The organism is Pseudarcicella hirudinis, assembly GCF_900115665.1.
Taxonomy (GTDB): domain Bacteria; phylum Bacteroidota; class Bacteroidia; order Cytophagales; family Spirosomataceae; genus Pseudarcicella; species Pseudarcicella hirudinis.
In genome coordinates, this window is record NZ_FOXH01000022.1 from 24195 (window position 1) to 37379 (window position 13185).

Sequence of the window (13185 nt, forward strand, 5' to 3'; positions counted from 1 at the left end):
TACCTTTTTATAAAGAATGAATGAGTATTTCCGGTTGTTCAGATTCTTTTATCGGAATAAGCATTTAATTCTATTTAACCTGAAAAATAATTTAAATTTTCATGAAACTACTAAACACAGCAGTTTTCCTGTTTATCTCAACTTTTGTATTTGCCCAGAATGATTTCAAAGTTTGGTACAAGCAGCCTGCAAGGAACTGGAATGAAGCACTTCCTATCGGAAACGGAAGAATCGGTGCCATGATTTTCGGAAAAGTTGACGAAGAACTGATTCAACTTAATGAAGAAACACTTTGGTCAGGCGGGCCGGCCAACCTTAACCCTAACCCCGGAGTTTCAAAATATCTGCCTCAGGTCAGAGAGGCCTTATTTAATGAAGATTATCAAAAAGCTCATGACCTTACCACGAAAATTCAGGGATTGTACACCGAGTCTTTTGAACCGCTTGGAGATTTGCTCTTAAAACAAAAGTTTTCAGGCAATCCAACTGATTATTATCGTGATATTGATATTCAGAATGCTACTTCTACCACCAGATTTAAGATTGGAGAGGTACTTTTTTCCAGAGAAATGTTTGTCTCTGCTCCTGGTCAGGTAATTGCTATTCGTCTGAAAGCCAGTCAAAAGGGTGCCTTAAACGTCTTCCTCTCTACAAAAAGTCCTTTGCATTTCCAAAACAGTAAATTGTCTGCCAATGAAATCCTGATGAAAGGAAAAGCTCCTGTTCATACTGATCCGAATTATGTAGGTTACAATAAAGAACCGATCATTTATGAAGATCCTACAGGATGTAAGGGAACGCGCTTTGCTCTGATTATTAAAGTACAGTCAACCGATGGCAAAACCAATAGTTCAGAGGCAGGAATTAACATTTCAGATGCGTCGGAAGCCGTAATTCTGGTTTCAGCGGCAACGAGTTTTAATGGCTTTGACAAATGCCCCGACAGCGAAGGAAAAGATGAATTAAAATTAGCAAAAGGCTATCTTTCATCTGCTTCTAAATTCAATTTTGAAACGTTGAAAACGGCTCATATTGCTGATTATAAGAAATATTTCAATAGAGTTTCACTGAATCTCAACAACAATCCTGCGGTTAATCTGCCAACTGACGAGAGACTGGCAAAATACACAGATGGCGCTGAAGATTCAGGACTGGAGGCATTATACTTTCAATTCGGCCGTTATTTGCTGATTTCTTCTTCCAGACCGGGAGGTGTTCCGGCTAACCTGCAAGGTATCTGGAATGCGAGTGTTCGACCGCCGTGGAGCTCAAACTTTACCACCAACATTAATGCAGAGATGAATTACTGGATGGCAGAGATGTGTAATCTTTCAGAAATGCATCAGCCTTTCCTGGAATTAATCAAGAATATCGCAAAAACCGGAAAGGCTACTGCGAAGAATTTTTACAACATGAGAGGCTGGACGGTTCATCATAACTCAGATATCTGGGCAACATCCAATCCGGTCGGAGACCTGGGAAAAGGCTCTCCAAGCTGGGCAAACTGGGCTGTAGGCGGTGCATGGATCTCACAACATCTCTGGGAACATTACCAGTTTACAGGAAATAAAAAATATCTTTCAGAAACAGCTTATCCGATTATGAAAGATGCCGCTTTATTTTGTTCTGACTGGTTAGTGAAGGATAAAAACGGCTATTGGGTTACTGCTCCTGCCACTACTCCTGAAAATATTTTTGTCACAGAAAAAGGGTATGCAGGAGATGTTTCAGTAGCTACAACAATGGATATGGCTTTAATCTGGGATTTGTTTACGAATGTCATTGAAGCTTCAGAAAAACTGAATATTGATCAGGAATTCAGAAATGAGCTGATTGCCAAGAAAGCACAGCTTTTCCCGCTGCAAATCGGTAAAAAAGGAAACTTACAGGAATGGTATAAAGATTGGGAAGACAGAGAACCACAACATCGCCATGTTTCTCACCTTTTTGCCTTACATCCTGGAAGAGAGATTTCTCCGCTTAATACGCCAAAATTTGCAGAAGCAGCCAAACGTACACTCGAACTCAGAGGAGATGACGGAACCGGATGGAGTAAAGCATGGAAAATTAATTTCTGGGCAAGACTTCATGATGGAAATCATGCTTACAAACTGGTAAGAGACTTATTAAAACTTACCGGGATGGAAGGTACAAATTACTCCACCGGAGGAGGAACTTATCCGAACCTTTTCTGTGCCCACCCACCTTTCCAGATTGACGGAAATTTCGGAGGTACTTCCGGAATCGGAGAAATGTTATTACAAAGTCATGACGGTGTGATTAATCTTTTGCCATCTATTCCGGATGTTTGGAAAGACGGTTCCGTAAAAGGCTTAAAAGCGAGAGGTGGGTTTGAACTGGACATTACCTGGAAAAACAAGAAAATCACCAGTCTGAAAGTAAAGTCACTTTATGGCGGAAATTGCAGAATCAGATTACAGAACAGTCTTGAAAAATCAAACCCTGGTAAATTAAATATTGCCAAAGGCAAAAACACCAATTCTTTCTATCAAATCCCTGAAAACCAATTCAAATCAACGGGTTCAAAATCAGAAGCATTTGAGTATGATCTTAATACAGAAGCCGGCAAAACGTATTTGATTTCTTCAAAATAACCTCTAACCATTGCAATCACATAGGCATAGAGGGAACATAGATAAATAAATGATGTTTTTTTTAAGAAGTCTCATAGGTAAAAGTGTTTCGTATGAGTAATCAGTATTAAAATCTCATTCATACGCTGTAACATACAGATAAAAGCAAATAGAGAGACACTGGATTAGTGTCTCTCTATTTGCTTTTTATGAATAATTAGTACTAAAATCTTACTCTTTGGCAAGCCCAAAATGTCGTGGTGAATACTATTTGGCGGACTGGTTTCAAAGAGTTATTTTTGAGTATGAAAATTGACGAACCTAAAATAGAAAAGATTCAGGAACTTTGTAAGGCAAATAGCGTTAAATCTCTATTTGCCTTTGGTTCTGTGATAAGAGATGATTTTAATGAGTCATCAGACATAGACTTAGTAGTTGACTTTGACGAGAAAGACCCTTTCAAATACACCGATCTATACTTCAATTTAAAATCTAAACTTGAGGAAATACTTAAAAGACAGGTTGACTTACTTGAAGAAAGGGCTATCAAAAACAGAATATTCAGACAGCATCTGGAAAATACCAAAGTGAAAATTTATGGATATTAAAATCAAAACATGGCTACTGGATATTCAACAAAGTATTGAAGAAATATTTCTGTTTCTTGGAGACAAAAGAGATTTCATCGCTTACAAAGAGGATTTAAAAACAAAGAAAGCGGTTGAACGAAATTTGGAAATAATAGGCGAAGCGGTTAATCGGATATTGAAAGTAGATAGTAACTTTCAACTAAAAGATACTAAAAATATTATTGGAACAAGAAATCGAATTATTCACAGTTACGACAATATTTCAGATGAAGTAATATGGACAATTGTTTGCCGGGAATTACCAGAACTGAAAATCCAAGTCGGGGAGTTTCTAAAAGAAAAATAAAGTACTGTCCATAACAGCGACTTTCTCCATCCATACTCTGTAGCATAAATAGTAAAAGCAAATAGAGAGACACTGAATTAGTGTCGCTCTATTTGTTTGATATTTCAGTTTATTTAACCAAAGCATATTCGATTACCGGTTTTCCTCTTTCTCCTCCATCACTTCCAATACCCATGCTCACGAATCTTAATTTATAAATATTCCCCTGTGGATCTTTCACCACATAAAAACGATCACGTCTGATCCCTAAAGTTGCACCACTGGTAACTCTCCATTTGCTGCCAATCGCATCGCGGCTTTTTGAAAATGTCTGAGCAGCTACGTTCGCTTTGGCAAAAGCATCATAAGTTACCGAACTTTCCAATACTTCCGCCGCCTCAGCACCACCAACACTATTCAGCAACACAAAATCCTGGAACCAGTAAGGCGTCGGAGGGGTAGTTCCTGCATTAGAAGTACTGTATCCCCAGGCAATATCCCAGCTCGTTTTTCTTGGTTCTACAGCTACTGTTGCCGCATTTTCCAAAGAAAGGAAACTAAAATTCATATCAGCATTTTTAGCAATTTCGATTGTTTTTATTGCTGTTTCACCAATTCTTGCATATTGAACTTTATATCCTCCTGCTGTACTGCGTGAAACTTTTACTTTAAACCATTTATCTTTGGTTTTACTTCCTTCAAAACTTACCAGATACACTTTGTTTTCCGATTCTGTTGCAGAAACTTCTGCAAAAACCGTTTTAGTAAGATCCCCGTCCCAATAGTCAACCAAAGCTAATGTTCCGTCTCCACCCGGACTAAAATCAAGATTTGCTACTGTTTCAGCATCTGCTAAAGTAACGGCTGCAATATCAGTTTTGGTAGTCGGTACCGCTGAAGACTGATAACCAGGGTTCAGAATAACTCTGAATGCAGAGCCATTATAAAAACCAAGATTCCAGCTTTTTCTGTTAACAGGTGTTTGAGCATTTGCACTCAAATCTGCAAAAACCGTGTTTGTATAATTTGATTCAGCTGTTTTTCCTTCCAATGTCAATTTACTTCCCGTTGAAGTAATCGCAGCAAAGCTCAGTTTTAAGTCAGTATTCAAACCTTTCAGTACCGGAGTACCTACGGTCTGAATTTTAAACTGGATGCTTTCATCACCGTTTAAAAATACGTTTGCCGCTTTCTTTACTTTAAAAGACACGCTCGACTGGCCGGCAGGAACTGTTACTGTTAATGTATTACTTACCGCAGCCGGTTCAGTAGTAAACTCTTTTCCATATGTAAGGATTGCAGGAGTCAATGAAATTGTAACTGGTACAGCAGCGTCTGCATTTCTGCTTAAAGATAGTTTAATAGTGGTTTCTTCTCCGTCGAAGCCTTGTGTAGCAGCACCAAAAGCCAATAAATTATCCGGTAAAGCTGGTTCATCTTTTTTACATGCTGCGATAGCAACTACGCAGAATACAAGAAAAATTCTGTTGATCAATCTGTTCATTTTATGAATTATGTTTATTTTAAAATTTATTTTCTTTCTACTCAAATCTCTGGAAGCAGCCCCGTTTCATACAAAATCAGGTATTTCTTTAGTTTGGGGGCAATAGCCTTCCTGTTCCTGATTTTACAGGAGATTATTAATGTCGTTTTTAATATGGATTATCTTATTTCTGGTTCTTAGAAAACTGCGCAGTCAATCCAAAAAAGAATGATCTTCCGTATGACATCGGAATTGCACCGATGCCTGAACTGTGGGCACCTCCGGTATCAACCGCCGTATTGTTGACACGAGTAACATCGAAGAGGTTTCTTACCCCTCCTACTATTGAAATATATTTATTGACTGTTTTATTGATTGTGACATCAGAGGTATGAAATCCTGAAGTCTCAGCCAAACGGGTCTGAACACCTGCATCTGTGGTAACTGACTGATAACTCGGGTATTTTCCTGTGTATTTGTAATAAACACTCAGACTGGTTCCGATTTCAGGAAATACGTACCGTAAATTGGTATTGATTTCATTCGACCATACAAATTCCGGTAAACTTTCTGTAGCTGAAAACTGGTTATATCTTCCGATATGAGAAACACCGACCGTTGCCTGCAGGTTGTTCCAGAAAATCGTGTTGTTCCAGGTAAGTCCGGCCGTTTTGTTTTTATCGACATTGAGGTAGGTTGATACTTTAGGATCATTAGGATCGGTTCCTATCGTAATCAAATTGTTGAAAACATTATAATAAACGCCTAAAACAGTATTGATTTTTAAAGTAGCCGATTCTTTTACCTGATATGAAAGGAAGGCATTTGTACTGTTTGAACTTTCAGCTTTGAGATTAGTATTTCCTTTGATTGAATGATTGCTATCGAAGAAAGTAAAATACAATTCACGCAAGGCCGGCGAACGAAATCCCCGTGCATAAGCTATGCGTAAATCAAGTCCTTTTGCCAGTACGAATTTCGTATTGATGGAAGGAATAATCGGTGGCGCATCGTAAACTGAGTTTTTCAGGATTCTGAAACCGGGACGAATATTAATTCCCGGTGAAAACTTTATCTCTGTTGAAGCAAAGTAGGCATATTCATTGATGGTAGGGGAACCCTCAATTCTTGCACCTGAACTTCCGTTGAGATTCACATCAATACCATGTTGCAGAAAAACCGCTGAACTAAATTTATGCTGGGCTGTAATCCGCACAAAAGTGGTATTAAAAATTGATTTATCCTGAGTTCCCTGATTGAGAGAAAGAGTTCTCCTACCCGTAATCAAATCAATATCAGTCGTTTGCGTTTCTCTGCTATAATCTGTATAAGAAGCTGCACCAGTCAGGCTCAATTTATCATTTACGGTGTATTCTCCCTGAAATTGGTGGAACCAGCGATTTGTAATATAAAACTGATCAGTCGCAGCGAAGTTTCCTGTCTGAGTATTCGTGTAAGTATTTCCAAAACTTTTCAGGGTTTCATCAGCACCATTAAAACGATACCATCCATAAAATTTCGCTGTTTTATAACTGAATCCTGCTGTACTAAGCCATTGTTCTTTAGGCATCCATTCTTTAACCCTGCCTGTACTTAACCCCTGCCAGCCGCCGAAAAAATTTCTGGTCAGATTTCCTGATACCTGCCATCTGTTTTTCTGCCAGGAACTACCGATATTTTCAATATGTGTTCCATTATTCTGAAATGCATTATATTCCGAGCCGGCCGTTTCTTCCTGAACTCTGGCATTAAGCGTCCAGTTAGCACCGCTTTCTCCCTTTTTTGTAATAATGTTAATTACTCCGGCTAATGCATCTGACCCATAATTTACAGACATCGGGCCCTCAACAATTTCTATCCTGTCTATCGTATTGATATCTATTTGTCCGATACTCTCTCTGGTTGAACCCCGGTCCACCATTGGAACACCATCTAAAAGTACCTTTACATTTTGTCCGGACATCCCCATTAACTGTACATCGCTCGTTCCTAACGTCAGGTCATTTGAAAAACGCATTCCCAATTCAGTATTCAGAATCGTCTGTACATTGGTTGCACCACGCAAACGGATTTGTTCATGACTGATCGTTCTAACCTGATAAACTGAATTTTTTACAGATTGCGGGGTAAATTGCCCTGTCACAACTACATCATCCAATGATTCGGATTTTTCCTGAATAACAATTGCTCCGACAAACGTCGTTTGGTTACTTTTTACAGTTACCGGAACTGATATCTGCTGATAACCAACCCCTTGCACTAATAAAGTGTAAGTCCCGGCCGGAGCCGTCATGGAAAAATCACCCCCTTCTTTCGTCGACTGCCCCCAGGGAGTATTTTTGATCAGCACAGATATTCCGACCGCTGGTTTACCTTCTGCTGATAAAACTTTTCCACTAAGTTTTCCTTTGTCGTCCTGCCCTGATGCTGAATAAATGCTGCAAAATGCCAGTACACAAAGTATGTATAAATATCTCATTCCTATATATTGCTATTTTATTATTATTTAGACTAAATATAAATTATAAACAAAGATAGTGTATAATTTAGAACGATTACAAATAATAGTGTAAAAATTTAATTGCTTGAAAACAGAGAAAGCAAATTGGTCTTAGTCATAATAGCCTGAAAAGCAATTTATTAACAAAAAAAGCCGCCCTAAGAAAGCAGAAAATTTCAGCTTTGCTTATGAGCGGCTCTGAGAAAACGGGGTTCCGTTACTTAAGAATATACTTTCTGAGTCCGGAAGAGGTATTTTTTATTCCTTCAACTACAGATTCGGCGTTTAATTTTGCCCCCTCATAGTTGGGATGTGTATGATCTTTCGGGAAAAAAGCTCTGACCTTTTCTTCACCAAGTTTTTCATATTTCTGTGCTACAATTTCATTCAGATCAATAAACAATGCCTTGGAAGCAAGTGCGGATTCAGCAGCCCATTTGCCGTAATCCTCATTTCCTCTCTGGACTTTTCCTTCTTTCCAGACATTTCTGGGCACAAGTGAGAAAACAATAGGAATAGCTCCTTTGCTTTGGGCTTCACTGATGTATTTTTTCATATACCATCCGTAAGAATGTACAGTTTCATGCTTTTTTGTCAGCAAATTATCAATTTCAACCATCTCTTCTCCAACTCCTTTAATTGACCCTCTTGCTCTTGAGGTATCATTTATTGCGCCACCATCATTATGTCCGAATTGCATCAGAACATAATCACCTTCTTTAAGATTAGCTAAAATCTTCTCCCATCTGCCTTCGGTAAGAAAAGTACGGCTGCTCCTGCCACCGATGGCGTGATTTTCAATATGAATTCTGGTTGTATCAAAATAATCCTGAATAATACTTCCCCAACCCCATAAGCCATCACCTCCTTTGCCGGTTCCGTTTCTTACAGTTGAATCTCCGATAATATACATGACTGGTTTGGGCTTTGTCAGAAAAGCAGAAGCTGTTACGCCGATACAGAGTATCAGAAACAGAAAGAATCTTTGATTATTTTTTTGCAGATGACTCATCATTTTAAATTTATCAACAGGATGCTCTTGCCGGAAGCAGGAAATTCCATGTTTATTCAAAAACTTATTTCTTCAATTTTATTAACTCGGTCCCTGCAAGAAGGAAACAGCCTAAACCATAATCCTCAAAATCAGGAATCTTGTCATAGGAAAGTGGTTGTCCATCTTTGGGTTCTTTTCCTGTTCCCTGGACCCAGCCAAGAAAACCATTGGTATGTACACAATCTTTTACCAGAGCATTCCAGGCTTTGGAGACAACCGGACGGTAAGTTTTTGCATTCAGGTACCCATTATTAATTCCCCAGGCCATACCATAAGTAAAGAGAGCCGTTCCTGTCAATTCTTTCCCACCGAAATCTGAAGCATCGTGCAGACTTACATTCCAAAATCCATCTTCCCGCTGAACAGGTAATAAAGCTTTTGCCATAGTCAGGTACATTTGCTCATATTCCGAACGATGTGGTGCATTTTTGGGCATAATTTCCAGTACTCTTACCAAAGCAGCGAATACCCAGCCATTTCCTCTCGACCAATAGCAATCCTGTCCGTTCGGTTCTTTGTAAGGAGCAACAAAGTCTTTATCTCTCCACCAAAGTCCATCCGCCGGATTAAACAGACCTTTTCCTCCTTCCACTGTTTTGGTATGATTATACATCAGGTACATCTTCTCAAAATACCTGTCATCTTTATAAATTGTACCAAGTTTGGCAAAAACCGGCATTGCCATCTGCAAAGCATCTACCCAGGTCCAGTCACTGCATTTAGGGCTTAGCACAAGGCTGTCCATCGAAGCTTTTATATCATGGATTCTTTCCTCTTTTTTGTCGATAAGATACAGATCAATGTAAGTCTGCCCGCAACATTGATCATCTGCATTTCTGGTTTTGATTCCATTTCTTAAACCCCATTTATGATTTTCAGCCCAGGAAACGGCATAGTCATAATATTGTTTTTGCGGATCTGTATGATACAGCGCCATTAATCCTTCATAATAAACGCCTCTTGTCCAGATATTACTTGGCCGGGTTTTATTAGTAGTAATCGGCATTCCTGTATCCGGCCATTTCTGCATGAAATAACTGTTCGCTAAAGTCATAGCAGAAAGGATTTCTTTTCTGGCAGGAAGTTTTTGGGCAAAAGACCCTGTTCCTGTCAGGGAAACGGCAAGGGTCAAAATCAGACACAGAATCTGTTTTCTTTCTCGTATCATATTCATTAGATTTTTTGCAGTGTTTTATCAATTTCCATCAGGTTTTGTCACATTTACCAATGGGCTGTGGGGAAAATCCCAAAATTCAACTGCGTCAGGGCAAGAAGGGCCAAATTCCGGTAAATCTTTCAATAAATAGTCTGAAAGACCGGATCTGTTGTTTTTCAAACCTTGCACAATACATTTTGCCAATTGGTAAGCTCCGTAATTGCTAAAATGTGTATCATCTTTAAGCTCTTTTTCCTGACCGGGAAAACTTCCTGAGGGATAGTGAACAAAAGCCCTGGCAGACTTTTCCGGTCCTAATGCTTCAAAAAGCGTCTTACTCATGACATTCAGGTCAATCATTTCCACATTTTCCTCTCTGGCTGTTTCACGCATGGCAGCGGGAAAATCGCCCAGCGTGTTCACCAGATACCCTTTTTCATCAAAATTAATACCGTTTTTTGGGCAAAAAGAGGGGCATTGATGGTGGCCGAAGCCACCATCATTAATATAAATCTAGGGAATTTCATGCTTTTAAATATCGCTGAGACAGGAAAACAGTAAGAAGAAAAGATTTACTGTTTTTTCAATTGAACAGAACTGTCATTTATTTCAAACTGACTGTTTTTCAACAAATTAATTATTTCAGAACCTGCAAGAATAACCGGGCCATAACCATGTGCTGCGAATGGACTAATCGGACGGTGATAATAAAATGCAGGGTCAAAACCCATTCCTGTTCCAACACAAGTACCTTCCACCTGTCCCTCGTCATTTACTTTGGTAGAAACAGCATTCCATGCCAGTAAAGCAGCAGGTCCATAAGCAAGCGGATCGAGCCAGCCTTTATTGATAGCTTTGGCAAAACAATAAGCATAAATAGCCGTTGCTGAGGTTTCAAGATAAGAATCATTTTTATCCAGCAACTGATGCCAGAAACCTGAACCGGACTGATATGAAGCCAGTCCTTTGGCATGTGCTTTCAGCAAGGCCAGAATTTTAGGTCTCCCCGGGTGGTTTTCAGGTAAAACATCCAGAAGTTCTACTTTGGTGAGAATTCCCCAGCCATTAGCTCTTGCCCAGTGAAACTGAGGGTGTTCGCTCATTCCTTCTACCCAGCCATGCATGTAAACGCCTTTCTCTTTGTTAAACATTCTGGCAGAAAACTGCAAAACCTGCTTAACTGCTTCATCATAATATTTAGTATCGCCGGTAAGTTTTCCCATTTGTGCAAGGGCGGGAATACCCATGAACAAATCATCCAGCCATAAGGTATTTTTCTGCGGGCGATTACGGGCTAATGTTCCATCTTTTAGCCTGAATTCTTTATGCAGAATATAATCTATGTGGCTATCGATGAGCGGGCGGTAGTTATTTTTACTTCCCTCTCTGCTTGCTTTAATCATTGCAGCACACATGGCACCACAATCATCCAGCGCATGAGGAGTTAATAATCCTTTCAGAGGGCCTTTTGTACCCCAATCGGCATGTTCTTCTGTTGTCTTTTTGAAATACGGAATGGCATCTGCGATGAATTTCAGTCTTTTCTCAGTGTATTCCTTAAACTTAGGATCGCCGGTAGCTTTTGAAGCCTGCAACATGGCTCCGTAAGTAACACCCCATTCATAACTTACCAGTCTGAAATCACCTTTCTTCAAGGCCGTATTTTCATCAATTTTAGATAAATCGGATACAACTTCCCCCGTTTTAACATTTACAAATTCAGTGGGGGTTACTCCGTTCAGATAAGTATGTATTCTGCTCAATACCTTACTCACATCCTCCGCTTTCACTACACCGTAAGGAACAGGATAATCCGGCTGAATCAGGTGCAGCGGGGTATTGGAGTCATTCGACTTTGTAACATTTTTCTGGGCAAAAGCAGCCGTGGAACTGCCAAGCATCAGGGTTGACAAAAATGCGGCATACTTTACTTTCCGGAAAATGCTTCGTACTGGTTTCATTGGTATTTATAATTGATAAGGGGTTTCTGAAAATACTGCAAATAAGTTTTGTACAATTTTGTCAAAGATAAATATCATAAACAGTAAGTCCGTCCTGTACCGTCCGCACCTGCCTAAAATTTCAGGTATTTATTTTTGGAAAGCGTTATTTCCTGATTTTTTACTCAAACCGTCTCCTATTTAGCCTGTAAACAAAAAGGAGACCTGGGCGGGTCTCCTTTTTCATAAAACTTATCTCTGAAAGACAACATTCTAGACTGCCATTAAATCTTTCTCTTTTAGTTTCATTGCAACATGTTTGTTGATAAAATACATCAGGATCGCACAGATAATCATGACGAAAATCCCAATATAACCTAAGATATTATAATGCAGTAATTTTCCGCCATCTTCTTGTACTACGATTAATCCGGCGATTACAGAAGCAATTCCTCCTGCTATCTGTTGTAATGAAGAGTTGATTGACATAAATGCACCACGGTCTTTCAACTCTGGCATAGCACTCATCAGGGCAGTTGAAGGAACCATTCTGGACATAATACCAACCAGCATAAGCGAATTGATTAAAACTACCAGCCAAAGCGGTGATTCCTGCAAATTGGTGAATATAATGATCGTAATCATGGCCAATACTGATCCACCGACGAAAATTTTATATTTCCCGATTTTATCACTCATTTTACCGATTATCGGAAGTACAATCATTGTACAGATTCCACCAACCATATAAATTACAGGCAATTCAGTCTGTAATATTCTGACGTTATTCACGAGATATGCTGTTCCGAAAGGCATCAGCAAAAATCCTCCGATTGAAAGCAGACCTGTAGTGAGGAATGCCTTCAGGTAATCTTTCCGGGAAATAGTGGTTTTCAGGTGCAAAAAAGCGTTTGAAGTATGTTTCTCCAAAAGGTGCTTATTGACAGGTTTCAGCAATTTTACAATCGCTAATCCTAAAACCAGGCTTATTGCCACAATCATCAGAAACGGAAAATGCCATCCGAATTTTGTTGCAAAAAATAATCCGATCGGAATACCTAAAACCTGACTTCCGGCGAATGACATCTGAATGAATCCCATTACTCTCCCTCTTTGGTGAATAGAGAATAAATCCGCCACAATTGCCATACTTACGGAAGACATAACGCCTCCAAATAAGCCGGTGATTAATCTGGCAAATAAAAGCATGTGATAATTCGGTGCAATTCCGCAAAGTAATGTTCCGAGAACAAAACCTGTATAGAAGAACAATAACAAATTTTTACGATCGTACTTATCAGCAAAACCTGCCGCAAGAAGCCCTGAAACACCTGCACTGAAAGCATAAACAGACACAACAAGTCCGAATTGCTTTGGAACAATTTTAAGAGATTTCATCAGAATATCCCCCAGCGGAGACATTACCATAAAGTCAAGTATGACAGTAAATTGAACGATAGCAAGGAGTGCGATAACAGTAACCTGATATTTTGTAAATCCTTGATTAGCCGGCGATTGTTCGCCTGATTTTTTTTCCATTTTT

Annotated in this window: 10 protein-coding genes; 3 read left to right on the forward strand and 7 right to left on the reverse strand. The window is 39.3% G+C overall.

Going from position 1 to position 13185, the window contains the following annotated elements:
* The first annotated feature begins 101 nt into the window (after positions 1–101).
* From BM179_RS24115 to BM179_RS24125, 3 genes are all read left to right on the forward strand, one after another.
* Positions 102–2615, forward strand: a complete 2514-nt coding sequence (locus tag BM179_RS24115) for a glycoside hydrolase family 95 protein (protein WP_092019719.1) — start codon at positions 102–104, stop codon at positions 2613–2615.
* Positions 2616–2899: 284 nt separating this feature from the next.
* A complete protein-coding gene (locus tag BM179_RS24120) occupies positions 2900–3202 on the forward strand; it encodes a nucleotidyltransferase family protein (protein ID WP_092019720.1) in 303 nt (100 codons plus the stop codon).
* Positions 3192–3530, forward strand: coding sequence for a HepT-like ribonuclease domain-containing protein (locus BM179_RS24125; RefSeq protein WP_092019721.1), 339 nt, complete (start codon positions 3192–3194; stop codon positions 3528–3530). Before BM179_RS24120 ends, BM179_RS24125 begins: the two co-directional genes overlap by 11 nt.
* A gap of 109 nt (positions 3531–3639) precedes the next feature.
* Here BM179_RS24125 and BM179_RS24130 read toward each other — a convergent pair whose 3' ends face one another.
* From BM179_RS24130 to BM179_RS24160, 7 genes are all read right to left on the reverse strand, one after another.
* Entirely contained in the window at positions 3640–5013 is a 1374-nt protein-coding gene (locus BM179_RS24130) for an HmuY family protein (RefSeq protein WP_092019722.1), read from the reverse strand.
* Positions 5014–5176: 163 nt separating this feature from the next.
* On the reverse strand, positions 5177–7471 hold the full coding sequence (locus BM179_RS24135; RefSeq protein ID WP_092019723.1) for a TonB-dependent receptor: 2295 nt from the start codon (positions 7469–7471) through the stop codon (positions 5177–5179).
* A 238-nt stretch (positions 7472–7709) separates the two neighbouring features.
* Entirely contained in the window at positions 7710–8507 is a 798-nt protein-coding gene (locus BM179_RS24140) for a rhamnogalacturonan acetylesterase (protein ID WP_092019773.1), read from the reverse strand.
* Positions 8508–8568: 61 nt separating this feature from the next.
* Positions 8569–9714, reverse strand: a complete 1146-nt coding sequence (locus BM179_RS24145; RefSeq protein ID WP_092019774.1) for a glycoside hydrolase family 88/105 protein — start codon at positions 9712–9714, stop codon at positions 8569–8571.
* A gap of 27 nt (positions 9715–9741) precedes the next feature.
* Complete coding sequence (locus BM179_RS24150) at positions 9742–10125, reverse strand: SGNH/GDSL hydrolase family protein (RefSeq protein WP_143095315.1); 384 nt, start codon at positions 10123–10125, stop codon at positions 9742–9744.
* 149 nt (positions 10126–10274) lie between these two features.
* Positions 10275–11663, reverse strand: coding sequence for a glycoside hydrolase family 88/105 protein (locus BM179_RS24155; protein WP_092019725.1), 1389 nt, complete (start codon positions 11661–11663; stop codon positions 10275–10277).
* Positions 11664–11915: 252 nt separating this feature from the next.
* Positions 11916–13181 carry an MFS transporter gene (locus tag BM179_RS24160; protein ID WP_092019726.1) on the reverse strand — a complete coding sequence of 422 codons (1266 nt, stop codon included), beginning with the start codon at positions 13179–13181 and terminating at the stop codon, positions 11916–11918.
* Positions 13182–13185 lie beyond the last annotated feature (4 nt).